The sequence below is a fragment of the Streptomyces djakartensis genome (assembly GCF_014651075.1).
GTDB classification, from domain to species: Bacteria; Actinomycetota; Actinomycetes; order Streptomycetales; family Streptomycetaceae; genus Streptomyces; species Streptomyces djakartensis.
Map to the genome: position 1 here is coordinate 40,026 of NZ_BMWE01000030.1, position 17,097 is coordinate 57,122.

Annotated in this window: 14 protein-coding genes and 1 rRNA gene; 7 read left to right on the plus strand and 8 right to left on the minus strand. The window is 72.0% G+C overall.

Annotated elements, in window-relative coordinates:
* Positions 1 to 105 precede the first annotated feature (105 nt).
* Together IE212_RS32090 and IE212_RS32095 are read left to right on the plus strand one after the other, a co-directional pair.
* Positions 106 to 675: a GNAT family N-acetyltransferase gene (locus IE212_RS32090; protein ID WP_190201504.1), complete on the plus strand. Its 570-nt coding sequence runs from the start codon at positions 106 to 108 to the stop codon at positions 673 to 675.
* A 256-nt stretch (positions 676 to 931) separates the two neighbouring features.
* Positions 932 to 2,104, plus strand: a complete 1,173-nt coding sequence (locus tag IE212_RS32095; RefSeq protein WP_190201505.1) for a winged helix-turn-helix domain-containing protein — start codon at positions 932 to 934, stop codon at positions 2,102 to 2,104.
* Positions 2,105 to 2,107: 3 nt separating this feature from the next.
* Here the strand turns inward: IE212_RS32095 and IE212_RS32100 are convergent, their stop codons facing one another.
* The 7 genes from IE212_RS32100 to mtnA all read right to left on the minus strand — a co-directional run bounded on the left by IE212_RS32100 (position 2,108) and on the right by mtnA (position 11,143).
* Positions 2,108 to 2,854 carry a response regulator gene (locus IE212_RS32100; protein ID WP_190201506.1) on the minus strand — a complete coding sequence of 249 codons (747 nt, stop codon included), beginning with the start codon at positions 2,852 to 2,854 and terminating at the stop codon, positions 2,108 to 2,110.
* A gap of 208 nt (positions 2,855 to 3,062) precedes the next feature.
* Positions 3,063 to 3,764, minus strand: a complete 702-nt coding sequence (gene hpf / locus IE212_RS32105; RefSeq protein ID WP_190201507.1) for a ribosome hibernation-promoting factor, HPF/YfiA family — start codon at positions 3,762 to 3,764, stop codon at positions 3,063 to 3,065.
* Between the two features lie 312 nt (positions 3,765 to 4,076).
* Positions 4,077 to 4,949, minus strand: coding sequence for a ComF family protein (locus tag IE212_RS32110; RefSeq protein ID WP_190201508.1), 873 nt, complete (start codon positions 4,947 to 4,949; stop codon positions 4,077 to 4,079).
* 155 nt (positions 4,950 to 5,104) lie between these two features.
* The gene (locus tag IE212_RS32115; RefSeq protein WP_190201509.1) at positions 5,105 to 6,931 is read right to left on the minus strand and encodes an LpqB family beta-propeller domain-containing protein; all 1,827 of its coding nucleotides are present in this window, start codon (positions 6,929 to 6,931) and stop codon (positions 5,105 to 5,107) included.
* The gene (mtrB, locus tag IE212_RS32120; RefSeq protein WP_229864670.1) at positions 6,921 to 9,173 is read right to left on the minus strand and encodes an MtrAB system histidine kinase MtrB; all 2,253 of its coding nucleotides are present in this window, start codon (positions 9,171 to 9,173) and stop codon (positions 6,921 to 6,923) included. The genes IE212_RS32115 and mtrB overlap by 11 nt, the downstream gene beginning before the upstream one ends.
* Before the next feature lies 1 nt (position 9,174).
* Positions 9,175 to 9,864, minus strand: coding sequence for a two-component system response regulator MtrA (mtrA, locus tag IE212_RS32125; protein ID WP_003990656.1), 690 nt, complete (start codon positions 9,862 to 9,864; stop codon positions 9,175 to 9,177).
* A 130-nt stretch (positions 9,865 to 9,994) separates the two neighbouring features.
* Positions 9,995 to 11,143, minus strand: coding sequence for an S-methyl-5-thioribose-1-phosphate isomerase (mtnA, locus tag IE212_RS32130; protein WP_190201510.1), 1,149 nt, complete (start codon positions 11,141 to 11,143; stop codon positions 9,995 to 9,997).
* 140 nt (positions 11,144 to 11,283) lie between these two features.
* On the opposite strand from mtnA, the gene IE212_RS32135 reads away from it, so the two are divergent.
* Genes IE212_RS32135 through IE212_RS32155 form a run of 5 tightly spaced genes read left to right on the plus strand, consistent with a single transcriptional unit; the run spans position 11,284 to position 16,900 of the window.
* The gene (locus IE212_RS32135; protein ID WP_190201511.1) at positions 11,284 to 12,630 is read left to right on the plus strand and encodes a proline-rich domain-containing protein; all 1,347 of its coding nucleotides are present in this window, start codon (positions 11,284 to 11,286) and stop codon (positions 12,628 to 12,630) included.
* Between the two features lie 4 nt (positions 12,631 to 12,634).
* Positions 12,635 to 13,405: a DUF4129 domain-containing protein gene (locus IE212_RS32140; protein ID WP_190201512.1), complete on the plus strand. Its 771-nt coding sequence runs from the start codon at positions 12,635 to 12,637 to the stop codon at positions 13,403 to 13,405.
* Entirely contained in the window at positions 13,402 to 14,601 is a 1,200-nt protein-coding gene (locus IE212_RS32145; RefSeq protein WP_190201513.1) for a DUF4350 domain-containing protein, read from the plus strand. Before IE212_RS32140 ends, IE212_RS32145 begins: the two co-directional genes overlap by 4 nt.
* Complete coding sequence (locus IE212_RS32150; protein ID WP_190201514.1) at positions 14,601 to 15,590, plus strand: AAA family ATPase; 990 nt, start codon at positions 14,601 to 14,603, stop codon at positions 15,588 to 15,590. The genes IE212_RS32145 and IE212_RS32150 overlap by 1 nt, the downstream gene beginning before the upstream one ends.
* Entirely contained in the window at positions 15,590 to 16,900 is a 1,311-nt protein-coding gene (locus IE212_RS32155; RefSeq protein ID WP_190201515.1) for a DUF58 domain-containing protein, read from the plus strand. Before IE212_RS32150 ends, IE212_RS32155 begins: the two co-directional genes overlap by 1 nt.
* 79 nt (positions 16,901 to 16,979) lie before the next feature.
* Here the strand turns inward: IE212_RS32155 and rrf are convergent.
* A 5S ribosomal RNA gene (gene rrf / locus IE212_RS32160) occupies positions 16,980 to 17,096 on the minus strand.
* Position 17,097: the final 1 nt, after the last annotated feature.

Consider the following 17,097-nt stretch of genomic DNA (forward strand, 5'->3'; position numbering starts at 1 on the left):
TCGGATAGTGCCGCATCCCCGGACCGATTTGCGCGAAGCGTGACCGTCCCCTCACCCAAGGCGAAGAGATGGCGTCTGCGAGGAGCCTGCGAGCAGAATCGGGCGATGGACCCCGTCACACTGACCACGGACCGCCTCCTGCTGCGCACGGTCGGCCCCCAGGACACCGACGCGGTGCACGACGCCTGCCAGGATCCGGAGATCCAGCGCTGGACCCTACTCCCCTCGCCCTACCTCCGCGAACACGCCGAGGCCTTCACGCAACGGATGGCCCCCGACGGCTGGGCCGACGGATCCATGTTCACCTTCGGCGTCTTCCTCCACTCCGGGGAGCTCGCCGGGATGCTCGGCATCACCATGCGCGCCCTGAGCACGGGCGAGCTCGGCTTCTGGGCCGCGAAGCAGCACCGCTCCAACGGCTACATCACGGAAGCCGTCCTCACCGCCTGCCGATGGGCCTTCGTCCATGCGGCGATCGACCGCATCGAATGGCGCGCCGAGGTGGGAAACCGGGCCTCCCGCGCGGTCGCGGAACGAGCCGGCTTCACGATGGAAGGCACCCTGCGCTCCGCGACCACCCACAACGGCATCCGCCGAGACACCTGGATAGGCTCCCTCCTCCCCTCCGACCTGGCCCTGCCCTCCACAGCCCCGTACTTACCTTCACCTTCCTAGCCGCGGGCCCTCGCGCCGCCTGAGCCGCGGGCACTCGCGCCGCCTGAGCCGCGGGCACTCGCGCCGCCTGAGCTGCGGGCACTCGCGCCGCCTGAGCTGCGGGCAGTCGTGCCGCTGAGGGCGGCACGGGTGGGCGCAGCGGCGCCCCGCCACGCCGGGCTGCGCAACGCCCCCCCGGCGCCAACCCCCAGCACCACACAGCCAACCCCCGCAGCTCACGCCCCACTGTCAGCCCCACCCCCTATCGTGCGGACCCATGACCACCCCGCGCCCCACAGCAGAACTCTCCGCAGCCGAGGCCCGCAGAATCGCCCTCCGCGCCCAGGGCTTCCTCGGCGCCCCCGACCGCCGCTCCGGCGTCCGCGGCATCCTCCGCCACCTGGGCGCGATACAGCTCGACACGATCTCGGTCCTGGCCCGCTCCCACGAACTCGTCCCCTACGCCCGCCTCGGCGCGGTGGGCCGGGAAACGGTCGAGAACGCTTACTGGAAGGACACGCACGCCTTTGAATACTGGTCGCACGCCGCCTGCATCCTCCCCATCGAGGAGTGGCCCCACTTCGCCTTCCGCCGCCGCGCCTACCGCAACCGCCCGCACTGGAACCACGACCTCCCGGACGGCGTCTACGACCAGGTCATCGAACAACTCCGCTCCGAAGGCCCCCTGACCGCGACGGAGTTGGGCGGCGCGAAGAAGACGAACGACTGGTGGGACTGGTCGGGCTCGAAGGTCGCGGTGGAACGCGCTCTGATGTACGGCGAGGTGGTCTGCGTGGAGCGCCGCGGCTGGAAGCGTGTCTACGACCTCGCCGAGCGGGCGGTCCCGGACACCCTGCTGCACGACGAGCTGGACGACACCGAGTGCGTACGCCGCCTGGTCCGCCTGGCGGGGCAGTCCCTCGGCGTCGGCACCCGCGCGGACATCGCCGACTACCACCGTCTCAAGGGCGAGCAGGTCGACGCGGTGATCGCCGACTCGGGGCTGGTCCCGGTCACGGTCGAGGGCTGGGGCAAGCCGGCCTGGGCCGACCCCGTGGCTCTGGAGACGCCCCCGCGCGGCCGCCACCGCACCACGCTCCTGTCGCCCTTCGACTCCCTGATCTGGGAGCGGGCGCGCACCGAGCGGATCTTCGGCTTCACGCACCGCCTGGAGGCCTACGTCCCCAAACAGAAGCGGGTGCACGGCTACTTCGCGATGCCGGTCCTGGCCGGCGGCCGGCTCGTCGGCCGTGTGGACCCGGCCCGCGAGGGCCGCACACTGGTGGCCAAGCAGGTCACGCTCGACGGTCTGAAGGCGGTCCCAGCCGTGGCCCAGGCCCTGACGGAGGCGGCGACCTGGGTGGACTGCACGGACGTCCGCGTGGAACGGGTCGACGCACCGCACCTGCACGAGCCCCTGGTGAAGGAACTCGCCCGGACGACCGCCTGACGGTCAGCGGATCTCGAGGATCTTCTCCCGCATCGCGTACACCACCGCTTCCATCCTGGAGTGCAGCTGCAGCTTCTCCAGGATGTTGCGCACGTGGTTCTTCACGGTGTTCTCGGAGATGAACAACTCCTTGGCGATGTCGCGGTTGTTCATACCCGTCGCGACGAGCTTGAGGACTTCCAGTTCGCGGTCCGTCAGCCGCGGCGCGGGCACCAGCCGGCGCTCGTCCGTGCGCTGGATCATCGACTTGAACTCGGTGAGCAGCTTGGACGCCATGGAGGGGCTGATCTGCGACTGCCCGTCGGCGACCGCCCGGATGGCCGTGGACACCTCGTCCGTGGAGATCTCCTTGAGGAGGTAGCCGGTCGCACCCGCCTTGATCGCTTCGTAGAGGTCGGCTTCCTCGTCGCTGATCGTCAGCATGATGATCTTGGCGCTGGGCGCCACCTCCTTGATGGAGGTGCAGGCCTCGATCCCGCCCCGCTTGGGCATTCGCACGTCCATCAGGACGATGTCGGGCAGCAGGTCGGCGGCCTTCTCGACGGCTTCGGCGCCGTCCCCGGCCTCCCCGACGACCTGGATGTCCTCCTCGGCCGCGAGCACGATCTCCAAGCCACGGCGGAACAGCGCGTGGTCGTCCACCACGAGGACTCTGATCGGTTCCTTGCGTGGAGTCTCCGTGTCCGGGCCCATGCCGACGACGCCGTCGTGGGCATCCTCGTCACGCATCGGTCCGAAGCTGTCCGCCATCGTTCCTCCCCCTGAAGGCTGTGGCCTGTGGTGGTCCTGAGCCATCGCCAACCCAGAGCGACGACCCACCGGTTGGGCCGTCGCCACCATGATTTCATGCCCGGACGGCGCCGGGGTGACAGAGCGGGGCGCGCAGTGGTCGCACAGAGGTGCCCCTGGGGGCGCACACGCGCTCCAGGGGCACCTGCTCCGCTGTCACCCGGCACGGTCAGCCGCCGAGCGCACCGCCCGCGTCGGGGGAGTGCGTCTGGGTGACCATCGTGTCCGTCCTGAGGTGGATCACGCCGTAGTCGTAGGCGTGCCGTCGGTAGACGACACTCGGTTCCTTGGTCTCGGAGTCGACGAACAAGTAGAAGTCGTGCCCGACCAGTTCCATCTCGTAGAGAGCCTGGTCGAGGGTCATGGGCGCTGCGACGTGGGTCTTCTCCCGGACGACGATGGGTCCGTCACCCTGTACCTCCAGCGAGCCGATCTTCTTCGTGGGGACGGCTGCTTCCGGCTCCTCCTCCGGTGGTGCCGTCGCCAGGCCGTTCCCGTTGAGCGTGGCCACACCCGGCACGTGGTCGGCGACCTCGGCGGCCGAGATCCGGCGCGAGCCACGGCGCGAGAACCGCTTGTCGTGTTGCCGGCGCAGCCGTGCTTCCAGCTTTTCCGCCGCCAGGTCGAGCGCCGCGTACGGATCGCTCGCCGCCGCCTCCGCCCGGATCACCGGACCGCGGGAGCGGAGCGTGATCTCCACTCGGTCACAGCGGTCGGCCTGCCGCGGGTTGGGCTCCTTGGACACCTCGACGTCGAGGCTGATCACCTTGCCATCGAGCTTCTGGATCTTCTCCAGCTTCAGCTTCTCGGCCACGTGCTTCCGGAACCGCTCGGGCACCTCGGTCTTGCGGCCCTTGACGACGATGTCCACGCAGAACTCCGTTCCCGGATCACTCCGCTTCGGTGCGGAGCGTCTCCCTTTGCACCAGGTTCCGGTGGGCCCCGGAACCTCGGACTCGGTGACTTCCACCTCCTCCCCCGTGGGCGGGATCTCCACTCCACCGTCGCGAGTGATGAAGAAAAACCCGCGGCACGGCATTCGGATTCGAGAGGTGTGTGGCCTGCGGCTTTCCCTCTCAACCGAACATATCTCGCCCGGACGGATGTCGTCACCCTCTACTGCGGCGTACCTCCGTTCAGTTGAATAAGTCCCCTCGTTACCTGCAACGACGCAAGATCTCGGTCAGTTCCGGTTCATTTCGAAAGAGTCCGGTGGGGCAGCGACCACGGCCGCGCACACCACGTCAACGACCGCGCCGGGGCCAGCCGGGATCGCGATTACCTCCCGGCCGGGCCGCCGGGCCGTCCGCTCCCGCCTTGATCCCACGTTCTGTTCTTCTCTGCCTTCCCACGTCTCTTCCTCATACACGGCCGTGGTTCCCGCAGCGTTCGAAACCAGCCCCGTCGCCCGCACGGCCCGCGCGGCCTCCGCCATGGACGCCCCCGTGGTCATCACGTCGTCGACGAGGACGACCGGCCCTTCGGTGAGCAGCCGGGCACCGCCGGACGCGACCGTCAGCGCGCCCGCGAGGTTCTCCAGGCGCTGCCGGGAGTTGAGCTCCGCCTGGTCGGCCACGGCCCGTCGCTGCCGCAGCACGCCGAGCACCCGGGCCGGAGTCCCGCTCCGCCTCAGCTCAGCCGCCGCCGCGAGCGCGATCCGCCGCGCGGGATCATGCCCGCGGGCCCGCACGGCCCGCCGCCCGGACGGCACGGGCACGAGCAGCACGGGAGTCCCGCAGATCCACGCCTGCTCGCCGCCGGCGCTGTGAAGCCCTGCCCGTACCGCTCCCGCCAGGGCCGTCCCGAGCGGAGCCGCCAGCGCCAGGGCGCCTCGTTCCTTGTGGGCCAGCAGCGTCGCCCGCACCTCGTCCGCGTACCGGGCCGCCGCATGCACGACGGGCAGCCCGGGCGGCTCCGGCACCGGCCGCACCCGGCACGCCGCGGCTCCGCTCAGCACCGCGCGGCACTCCGGGCAGAGCACCGCACGAGGCCTCCCGCAGCCCCCGCACTCGGCCGGCAGCACCAGGTCGGTGAGGTCCTGCCACCACCCCCTCATGGCCACCACTGTGCCAACAGCGACCGCACCCGGCCACCCCTGTGGACAACGGCCTGTGGACAACTCACCACCGGGCCACCCGTGCCTCACTCACACGAGTGATGGCCCCTGGAGGCAGGCGCATCCCGGGGCACCTGCCCCGGGGCCACGGCACCTCACCCGGGGTAAACCGGCGCCGTTCCCTCCGTCACCTTCTGCCACTGCGCGCCCGACGGCAGCCGCACGATCCCGTCCACCGAGTACGCCACCAGCGGCAGCCGGTCGTCCTCGGCGGCGGTGACGTCCTTCACGCCGGTCAGAGCCGCGGGCGCAGGCACGTCCGGCGTGGAGCCGTCGACCTGGACGTACCGCATCTGCTCCACGCCGCCGCGCTCGCGTCCCACCACCACGAGCCGGCTGTCCCCGGCCCACGACATGGCGGTGATCTCCTCCAACTCCGGGGTCGCGGAGCGCGGTTCCACCACCCGGACGGTCTCCTCGCCCGGCCTCCCCTCCCGTTCGATCAGCCCGATGAGCAGGGTCTTCTTCCCGCCCTTCTCCACGACGAGCGCGATCCGTACCCCGTCGGCGGCCACCCGCACGGCCTGGATCCGCCCGTCCAGGTGCGGTGTGCGCACCTCCAGCGGATCGCCCTTGCCCTCCTCGAGCAGGAGCAGCCGGGGCTTGTCCGGGTCACGGTCGGCGACCCACAGTCCGTCGTGCGCGTCCCAGCTCGGCGTCGTCAGCCGGTCGTGCTCGGTCCGGCCGTGGCTGCGCAGCACCGGCTCGCCCAGCGAGCCGCCCGAGACCAGCGACCCCACGTACAGCGACCTGCCGTCGAGGCCGACACCGGCCGCGGTGCGCTCGTCACGCGACACCGCCACCGACCGCAGTGCCGTGTCGCCCTCACCCAGCGCACCCGGCGCCGGGTCGGGCTCGGAGTCGCTGCTGCCCGCCGGGATGCGTACCAGCCGGTCCTTGGCGTCGACGAAGTACAGATTGGCGGGGCGGCGCGTCGAGCTCCGGGAGGCCGCCGTGTCGGCCGCGTCCTGAGTGAGCGAGCACAGTTCCGCCCCGTCGGCCCGCAGCTCGACCTCGTCCACCACGGGGCTGAGGTTCTGCAGCGTGAACAGCAGCTGTGCCGCCATCTCCTCGCATCGGTTGTTGCCGATGCCCGCGGCCTTGTCGTTGAGCGGGACGGTCAGCTTGTTCCGGTCGTCGGGCGTCAGCGCGCCGGCGCCCTTCGCCAGCGCCGTACCGGTCGGGAAGCTCGACCTGACCACCGGCCCCAGCCACCGCGTCGGCCCGGTGAGAAGGGACCGCACCATCTGCGCCATGGGTTCCACCCGGCGACGGACGTAGACGGGGTCGGCGACCGCGGTGGGCTGCGCGTTCCCGGCCGCCTCGGTGTTCGAAGCGAAGTAGTACTTGTTGACGGACATGTAATTGCGCTGGAAGTCCGACTCACCCATCACGACGCCCTGCGGCAGCGCGTCGATCCGCCACTGCTTCTTCCTGTCCTGCGTCAGGTGCACGGTCCCGCCGTACGCCCCCGTCGCCGGCGCGTACGCCTGCTGCGCGTCGACGGTGGCCACCTTGGTGCCGGTGAGCACGTACGTGATCTCGCCGGCCTCCGCACGGCCGCCGCTCGTGCCCTCGGCCTTGGCGCCCGGCCCGTCCGTCAGCACGGTGGTGGACAGCTCCGGCCGCCAGGTCTTCGCGGCGTCGCCGGTCAGGTACTGGCGCGCCGTCTTGTACTGCGGATCGTCGCTGGTGAGCGCCTCGAGGAAGCCCTGCACGATCTCCGAGGGCGCCGCGTCCTCGCCGGGCGGCACGGCGAACACCCGCACCTGGGTGTCCTGGCGCGGAGTGGACTCCACACCCCGAAGATCCCCGCTGTCGGGCATCGAGGCACACCCCGCCAGCAGCAGGACGCCCCCGGCGGCGTACACCATGGCACGGGCGGGCGTACGCCGGCCGCGCCCCTCGCGGTCAGCGCCCACGAGATGCCTCCCCTTGCCTGTCCACATCCCCCGGCTCGGCTTCCCGCCCCGGGCCACCGCTTCCGTCGTCCACCACATCCGCGTCCCGCGGTTCACGTGCCCGCTGGTCCCGGGCGGGACCGCTCCGGCCGTCTCCCGCGCCGTCACGGGCGGATCCCGCCGGAGAGCCCGCCACACCATTGCGAGCCGAGCCTGCCGCGCCATCCGCGCTCTCGTCCCCGTCCGGCTGCTCCCCCGCCCCCGGGTCCTCGGGCCGCCGGGGGCCCGGGCCCGAGGCGGGCCGGGGCACCACACGCGCGCCACTGCCGGGCAGCGCCGTCGGGTCGGCGGTGGGCGGCGCGGTGGCCGCCCGCGGAGGTATCGGGTTCCGGCCGGTCCCGACCGGCCCCGGTCCGTTCGCGGACTGCGCCGGTACGGTCGCCCGCTTCTGTCCGTCCCCGCCGCCGCGCGGCAGACCCGCGTCGTCGAGCCCCCGGTTGCGCCGCGAGTCCTTGGGCTCCAGCGGTATCGGGGAGCCCCGCAGCGGCTCGTCCGCGGTCCTCGGCAGCGTCAGCCGGAACTGAGAGCCGCCACCCGGCTCGCCCCACGCCTGGAGCCAGCCGCCGTGCAGCCGCGCGTCCTCCAGGGCGATGGACAGCCCCAGACCCGTGCCCCCCGTGGTGCGCGCTCGTGCCGGGTCGGCCCGCCAGAAGCGGCTGAACACCCGGGTCGCCTCGCCCGGCTTGAGCCCGACCCCGTAGTCCCGTACCGCGACCGCGACCGCGCCACCGGCCGCGGCCAGCTTGACCACGACGTCCCGGCCCTCACCGTGCTCGACGGCGTTGACGACGAGGTTGCGCAGCACGCGCTCCACGCGCCGGGCGTCGGCCTCGGCGACCACGGGCTGCTGGTCTCCGAGGACTCGGATCCGCGTGCCCTTGCGCTCCGCGAGCGGCTCGGCCCCGCTGACCACCCGCCGCACGACGTCCCTGAGGTCTATCGGCTCCGCCTCCAGCGCCGCGGCACCCGCGTCGAACCGGCTGATCTCCAGCAGGTCCGCGAGCAGCGACTCGAACCGGTCCAGCTGGTCGGTGAGCAGCTCCGCCGACCGCGCGGTCACCGGGTCGAAGTCCTCGCGCGCCTCGTGGATGACGTCCGCGGCCATCCGCACGGTCGTCAGCGGTGTGCGCAGCTCGTGCGACACATCCGACACGAACCGGCGCTGCATCCGCGACAGGTCCTCGAGCTGGCTGATCTTGAGCTGGAGGTTCTGGGCCATCTTGTTGAAGGCCTCGCCGAGCCGCGCGATGTCGTCCTCGCCGGTGACCTTCATCCGTTCCTGCAGCCGCCCCGCGGACAGCCGCTCAGCGATCCCCGCCGCCATCCGCACCGGCGTGACCACCTGGCGCACCACGAGCCAGGCGATCGCACCGAGCAGGACGACCACGAACAGCCCGGCCGTCGCCAGGGTCCCCTTGACCAGGCTGAGCGACTTCTCCTCCTGGGTGAGCGGGAAGAGGTAGTAGAGCTGGTACGGATCCCCGTTCGGGTCGTTGACCTGCTTGCCGATGACCAGTCCCGGCTGGGAGGCCTTGGTCTCGTTGTTGTAGGTGATACGGGTGTAGCTCTGAGCGGCCGTCGCACTGCTGCCCACCCGCTCGCGCAGAGCGGCGGGCACGCTCGTACTCCAGTCCACCTCGCCGGACGCGCGCTGTCCGCGACCGCCGGCGCCGGCCGCGCCCGAGGCCGGGAGCGTGACCACGTCGAAGGCGCCCTGACCACCGCTGGACAGGGACGAGACGAGGTCGCTCATCCACTGGGTGACGTTCTGCGCGGGCCGGCCGTCCGCCGTGGCGACGTCGTCTCCGGTGCCGCTCGCCGCCTCGTCGGCCCGTTGCTTGGCCACCGCGAACCCGCCGGTGGCCTGGCTCTGGGACGCCTTCACCTTGGCGTCCAGCAGCCCGTTGCGCACCTGCCCGATGACGACGAAACCCAGCAGCAGGACCACGCCCAGCGACATCAGCAGCGTCGTGACGACGACCTTGAGCTGGATGTTGCGCCGCCACAACCGCATGACGGGCAGCAACGGCCGGCGCACCCACCGCATGAACAGGCGGATGACCGGACTGCCCTGGACCCCGCCCTGGAGCAGCCCGCTCTCCAGGAACCGTCCCCAGCGGGACGCCGCCCGCTTCCGCCCGACAGGCCGCCCCGGGCGGGCCCCGGACGGTCCGGGCGCCGAAGCGGCACTGTCGCCGGACATGTCAGCTCGGCCCTGCCTTGTACCCGACACCACGGACGGTCACCACGATCTCCGGCTTCTCCGGGTCCTTCTCGACCTTGGAGCGCAGCCGCTGCACATGCACGTTGACCAGCCGCGTGTCCGCCGCGTGCCGGTAGCCCCACACCTGTTCCAGCAGCACCTCACGCGTGAACACCTGCCACGGCTTGCGCGCGAGCGCGACCAGCAGGTCGAACTCCAGCGGCGTCAGCGCGATCGACTGCCCGTCCCGCTTCACGGAGTGCCCGGCCACATCGATGACCAGGTCACCGATGGCGAGCTGCTCCGGAGCAGGCTCCTCCGACCTCCGCAGCCGCGCCCGGATCCGGGCCACCAGCTCCTTCGGCTTGAACGGCTTCACGATGTAGTCATCGGCACCCGACTCCAGGCCCACGACGACGTCGACCGTGTCGCTCTTCGCGGTGAGCATCACGATCGGCACCCCGGACTCCGCCCTGATCAGACGGCACACCTCGATGCCGTCCCGGCCGGGCAGCATCAGGTCGAGCAGCACCAGATCGGGCTTGGACTCGCGAAAGGCGGCCAGCGCCTTGTCGCCGTCCGCCACGAACGACGGCTCGAAACCCTCACCACGCAGCACGATGCCGAGCATCTCGGCCAGTGCGGTGTCGTCGTCGACGACAAGGACTCGTCCCTTCATAAACGACATCATCCCATTCTCATAACAGTGGCGAGGGCAGCGGTGAGGTAGGACACCGGCCAGTGACCATAGTCGCAGCAAGCGCTACTGTCTGCCGCGTCCGCCCACCATTGATCGACGCACTCCCGCGGCCGCTCGCCGCTCAGCCCTCCGCCACCCGAGGCGACCGGGCGCACACCTCGGCGAGCGCCTCAGCGGTCACCGGCGAGACGACTCCCTCCTCCGTCACGATCGCCGTCACCAGCTCCGGCGGCGTCACGTCGAACGCCGGGTTGTACGCCGTGGTCCCCAGCGGCGCCACCGGAATCCCGCCGCCGGCCTCCGTCCCGGCCACCGGCACCTGCGGCGCCACCAGCTCGGTCACCTCATGCCCGGCGCGCTGCTCGATCTCGACGGACGCCCCGTCCGGTGTGTCCAGATCCACCGTCGTCACCGGCGCCACCACGATGAACGGCACATGGTGATACCGGGCCAGCACCGCCAGCGGATAACTCCCGACCTTGTTCGCCACCGAGCCGTCCGCGGTGATCCGGTCCGCCCCGATCAGCACCGCGTCCACCTCACCGGCCGCGAACAGCGACCCGGCCGCGTTGTCGGTGAGCAGCGTGTACGCCATCCCGCTGCGCGCCGCCTCGTACGCCGTCAGGCGGGCGCCCTGCAGCAACGGACGCGTCTCGTCCACCCACAGACGCCGGAGCCGGCCGGCCCGGTGCCCCGCGAGCGCCACCGCGAACGCCGTTCCCTCTCCGCCCGACACCAGCGAACCGGTGTTGCAGTGGGTGAGGATCCGGTGCCCGCCGCCGGGCAGCAGCTCGTCCAGCAGTGCCAGACCGTGCTCGGCCATCCGCGCACTGGCCTCGGCGTCCTCCCGGTGCAGTTGCCGAGCCGCGGCCAGCGCCGCCGCTGCCGCCTGCCGCACGTCACCGCCCTTGGCCAGGGCCTCGTCGTGGGCCTTCTGCGCCCGGCGCACACCGACCGCCAGGTTCACCGCGGTCGGCCGGGCACTCGCCAGCGCGTCCGCGGCCTCGCCCACGTCGAAGCCCCGCACGGCGGCGAGCGCGACACCGTACGCCCCCGCGATGCCGAGCAGCGGCGCCCCCCGCACGGCGAGCGAGCGGATCGCCTCCACCAGCGCGGGCGCGTCCGTACAGACCAGCTCGACCTCCTCGGCGGGCAGCCTCGTCTGGTCGAGCAGGACCAGAACCGGGCCTTCCGGTGGCTCTTCCCAACGGATCGCCGGGATACCCGTCGGCCGCTTGTCATCGCCGCTGTGCGCGTACTGATCAGCCATGCGGCCAGTCTGCCCCCTCTCGAGCGGACAATTGAAGGTACGCAGCGCATACCGCGGCCAGTTACTCCAAGACCACCCCATGGCACGATGGCAGCCAACCTGCCGCCGCGACCGCGGACGGGCACCGTGAAGGAGCGACGATGAACGACACTCCGGGCTGGGCCTCGCCCGGATCCGCCCCGTCCGACGGGCAGAAGCCTGACGCGTCCGGCCCTGCCGAGCCCGCCGACCGCCCCGGCCCCGCACAGCCCGCGGACCAGCCGGGCCACGCCCCCCAGGGCTCCGGCCCGAATTGGTCCAAGGAACAGCCGCCACCCGCCCAGTGGTCCGCGCCCGGCAACCCGGCCGGCCCGGGCCAGGCACCCCCGCCACCGCCACCCGGCCCGGGCTGGGGCACTCAGCCCCCCGGCGGCCCCGCGGGCTACGGCGGGTACGCAGGCCCGGGCGGCCCCGCCGGCTACGGCGGCTGGGGAAGCGGCTGGGGCGGCCCTCCGCCCGCCGCCAAGCCCGGCGTGATCCCGCTCCGCCCGCTCGGCGTGGGCGAGATCCTCGACGGCGCTGTCTCCACCATGCGCACCTACTGGCGCACGGTCCTGGGCATCTCCCTGACCGTCGCGGTCCTCACCGAGGTCATCGCCGTACTGTTCCAGGGCCTCGTCCTGGGCGACTCCAGCACCGACGCCCTCAACGACCCGAGCGCCACCCTCAGCGAGCTGAGCCGCGCCATGGGCGACGCCATGCTGAACTCCACCGTCGTCTTCGTGATCTCCCTGGTCGGCACCGTCATCGCGACCGCGCTGCTCACCACCGTCACGAGCCGCGCCGTGCTCGGCAAATCGGTCACCATCGGCGAGGCCTGGCGCGACGCCCGCTCTCAGATCGTCAAACTGTTCGGCCTCATCTGCCTCTTGCTGCTCATCACCGCCGGCATCGTCACCGTGGGCACCCTGCCCGGCGTCCTCGTCACCGTCGCCGGGAGCACCGGGGCGGGCGTCGCCCTCACCGTCCTGGGCGTCATCGGCGCCGGCATCGTCGCCCTGTGGCTGATGATCCGCTTCTCCCTGGCCTCGCCCGCCCTGATGCTGGAGAAGCAAGGCATCAAGAAGGCGATGGGCCGCTCCGCGAAGCTGGTCCGGGGCACCTGGTGGCGGATCTTCGGCATCCAGCTGCTCGCCACGATCATCGCGAACGTCGTCGCCTCGATCATCGTCATCCCCTTCACCTTCCTCGCCGCGGCCTCCAGCGGCGACGGCATCACCGGCTGGCTCAACAGCGGCGGCCCCAGCCTCGGCTGGACGTTCCTCATCATCAGCGGCATCGGCGCGGTGATCGGCTCGACGATCACCTTCCCGATCACGGCGGGCGTCACCGTGCTCCTCTACATCGACCAGCGCATCCGCCGCGAGGCCCTCGACCTCGAACTGGCCCGCGTCGCCGGTGTCCAGGGCCAGGGCCCCACCGCCCCCGGCGCCACCCCGGGGAGCTGATGCGGTGAGCTGGGCGGGGGGAGTTCTCACACTGGCGCTGCCACGCGCCGCCGTACGCACGCTGCTGACCGCCGGTGACACCGGCGTGCTCTCGGCGGCGCGCTCCACCGACGAGCCGCCCCTCACCATCCCGCGCGACCCCGCGCAGGACGCGGCCCGGCGCGAACTGTCCAAGCGGATGTACCACGAGAACGACCCCAGCCTCCTCCAACGCGCGCTCAACGCCTTCTGGGACTGGATCGGCGAACTGTTCAGCGCCGCCTCGGGCGCCACGCCCGGCGGCGCGCTCGGCCTGGTCGTCATCGTCCTGGCCGTCGTCGCGCTCGTGGCCGCCCTCTGGTGGCGCCTGGGCACCCCGCGCCGCCGGCCCACCTCGTCGGCCGCCCTGTTCGACGACCGCCCCCGCAGCGCCGCCGACCACCGCTCCGCCGCCGAGGCACATGCCGCCCAGGGCCACTGGAACCAGGCCGTCCAGGAACGCATGCGGGCCCTCGTCCGTGCCCTGGAAGAACGCGTCCTCCTCGACATCCGCCCCGGCCGCACCGCCGACGAGGCCGCCGCTGAAGCCGGCCGCGCCCTGCCCGCCCACACCGACCGGCTGCGCGCCGCCGCCCACGCCTTCGACGACGTGACGTACGGCGGCCGGACCGCGACCGAACAGTCGTACCAGCGCATCGCCGAACTCGACCGCGACCTGGAACGCGCCAAGCCCCAGCCGGCCACCAGCAACGCCCGGAACACGGCCCCCAACTCCCGCCGGGGAGCCGCCCGATGACCACCGAGACCACGCTCTCGTCCACCTCGGCCTCGCCCACCGCACGCCAGGTCTGGACCCGCGCGCGCGGTATCGCCCTCGCCCTGGTGGTACTCGTCGCCGGAGCCATCACCATCGCGGTACTCCGCTCCGACGCCCGGCACGGCGAACTCGACCCGCGCTCCGCCGACCCGGGTGGCAGCCGCGCGGTCGCCGAACTCCTCGCCGACCGGGGCGTGGACACCCGCGTGGTCACCACCCTGGACGAGGCAGCCACCGCCTCCGGCCCGGACACGACCCTCCTCGTCGCCACCCCCGACCTGCTGACCCGCAGTCAGCAGTCCAGGCTGCACGACGCGTTCGCCGGATCCGGCGGCCGCACCGTCCTCGTCGCCTCCGGCAGCGCCTCCATCGAACGGCTCGCCCCCGGCGTCACCGCCGACCCCGCCACCAGCCTCGACTCGACGCTCTCCCCCGACTGCGACCTGCCCGCCGCACAGCGCGCCGGCACCGCCGAAACGGGCGGCGTCCGCTACACCACCACCCACCTCGACGCCGTCAAGTGCTACCCCAGCGAGCGCCTGGCCACCCTGCTGCGCGTCCCGGCCCGGACCGGAGACGGCGACACCGTCGTCGTCGGCGCACCCGACATCCTCCTCAACAACCGCCTCGACAAGCAGGGCAACGCCTCGCTCGCCCTTCAACTCCTCGGCTCCCGCCCCCATCTGGTCTGGTACCTCCCCTCGCTTTCCGACGCCTCGGCCACCGGCGCCGACGACGAACGCGGCTTCTTCGACCTGCTCCCCTCGGGCTGGCTCTGGGGCACCCTGCAGCTCTTCATCGCCGCGGCCCTGGCCGCACTGTGGAGGGCCCGCCGGCTCGGCCCCCTCGTGCCCGAAAAACTCCCCGTCGCGATCCGCGCCTCAGAGACCGCGGAAGGCCGCGCCCGCCTCTACCGCAAGACCGCCGCACGCGACCGCGCCGCGGACGCTCTTCGCTCCACCACCCGCACCCGCCTCGCCCCCCTCACAGGCGTCCCCGTCACCCAGGCGCACTCACCCGAGGCCCTGCTCCCCGCCCTGTCCTCCCACCTTGACGACAGTGGCGGACAGGACCTGCACGCACTCCTCTTCGGGCCTCCGCCCAGCGACGACACAGCACTCATCGCACTCGCAGACCGACTCGACGCCCTCGAAAGAGAGGTACGCCGTCCATGATGGACCCGACCACTGACAACGCCGGGCAGACCGGGGACCCGGACACCACCCGGGCCTCCCTGGAGGCCCTGCGCGCCGAGATCGCCAAGGCCGTGGTCGGCCAGGACCCCGCCGTCACCGGCCTCGTCGTCGCCCTGCTCTGCCGCGGCCACGTCCTCCTCGAAGGCGTCCCCGGCGTGGCCAAGACCCTCCTGGTCCGTGCCCTCGCCTCCGCCCTCGAACTCGACACCAAGCGCGTCCAGTTCACCCCCGACCTGATGCCGAGCGACGTCACCGGCTCCCTGGTCTACGACACCCGCACCGCCGAGTTCTCCTTCCAGCCCGGCCCGGTGTTCACCAACCTTCTCCTCGCCGACGAGATCAACCGCACGCCCCCCAAGACCCAGTCGTCCCTCCTGGAAGCCATGGAGGAGCGCCAGGTCACCGTCGACGGCACCCCTCGCCCCCTCCCCGAGCCGTTCCTGGTGGCGGCGACGCAGAACCCGGTGGAGTACGAGGGCACCTACCCCCTCCCCGAAGCCCAGCTGGACCGCTTCCTCCTCAAGCTCACGATCCCCCTGCCCTCCCGCGAGGACGAGATCGACGTCCTCACCCGGCACGCGGAAGGCTTCGACCCACGCGACCTCCGCGCCGCCGGCGTGCGCCCCGTCGCCGGCGCGGCCGATCTGGCGGCGGCCCGCGCAGCGGTCGCCAAGACGACGGTCTCTCCGGAGATCACCGCCTACGTCGTCGACATCTGCCGCGCCACCCGCGAGTCACCGTCCCTCACCCTCGGCGTCTCCCCCCGAGGCGCCACGGCCCTGCTGGCCACCGCCCGCGCCTGGGCCTGGCTGACCGGCCGTGACTACGTCATCCCGGACGACGTGAAGGCTCTGGCCCTGCCCACCCTCCGCCACCGCGTGCAGCTCCGCCCGGAGGCAGAAATGGAAGGCGTGACGGCCGACTCGGTCATCAACGCGATCCTCGCCCACGTCCCCGTCCCCCGCTGATGGCTCTCACCGGGCGAGCCGCCCTCCTCGCGGCACTGGGCTCCCTTCCCGTCGGCATCTGGGATCCCAGCTGGACGGGCATCCTGGCCGTCAACGCACCCCTGGCCGTCGCCTGCGCCTGTGACTTCGCGCTGGCGGCCCCCGTGCGACGTCTCGGCCTGGCCCGCTCCGGCGACACCTCGGTACGCCTGGGCGACACGGCGGACGTGACCCTCACGATCACCAACCCGTCCCGCCGCCCTCTCCGCGCCCACCTGCGCGACGCCTGGCCCCCCAGCAGCTGGCGGCCGGGCACCGAACCGACGGCCTCACGCCACCACGTCACGGTCCCCGCGGGCGAACGCCGACGAGTGACAACCCGCCTGCGGCCCACGCGCCGAGGCGACCGTGAGGCCGACCGAGTCACCATCCGCTCGTACGGCCCTCTCGGCCTCTTCTCCCGTCAGGGCATGCACCAGGTCCCCTGGACGGTCCGCGTCCTGCCCCCGTTCACCAGTCGCAAGCACCTGCCCTCCAAACTGGCCCGCCTACGGGAACTGGACGGCCGCACCAGCGTGCTCACCCGCGGCGAAGGCACGGAGTTCGACAGCCTGCGCGAGTACGTCCCAGGTGACGACACCCGCTCCATCGACTGGAGGGCAACGGCCCGCCAGACGACGGTCGCTGTCCGCACCTGGCGTCCGGAACGGGACCGCCACATCCTCCTGGTCCTCGACACCGGCCGCACTTCGGCAAGCCGAGTGGGCGACGCACCCCGGCTCGACGCCTCCATGGACGCGGCCCTGCTCCTCGCAGCCCTCGCCTCCCGAGCCGGCGACCGAGTCGATCTCCTCGCCTACGACCGGAAGACCCGGGCCCTCGTCCAGGGCCGCACCGCAGGCGACCTGCTCGCCTCTCTGGTGAACGCCATGGCCACGCTCGAACCCGAGCTCGTGGAAACGGACGCACGAGGCCTCACGGCCACGGCTCTGCGCAGGTCCCCCCGCCGCTCTCTGATCGTCCTCCTCAGCACCTTGGACGCGGCCCCGATCGAGGAGGGCCTTCTCCCGGTCCTGTCCCAGCTCACCCAGCGGCACACAGTCCTGCTGGCATCGGTGGCGGATCCGCACATCGCGGAGATGGCCAACGCTCGCGGAGACGTGGACGCCGTGTACGAGGCAGCCGCAGCCGCCCAGGCCCAGTCCGAACGCCACCGCACAGCGGAGCAACTCCGCCGTCATGGCGTCACGGTCGTCGATGCCACTCCGGACGATCTGGCACCGGCTCTGGCGGACGCGTACTTGGCGTTGAAGGCAGCAGGACGTCTCTGACGACAGGGGTCCCCGAGAGGGGACCCCAGACAAAAGAAAAACCCCCGCATCCGAAGATGCGGGGGTTTTTCCAATATTTGTTCGGCGGCGTCCTACTCTCCCACAGGGTCCCCCCTGCAGTACCATCGGCGCTGTAAGGCTTAGCTTCCGGGTTCGGAATGTAACCGGGCGTTTCCCCTACGCTATAACCACCGAAA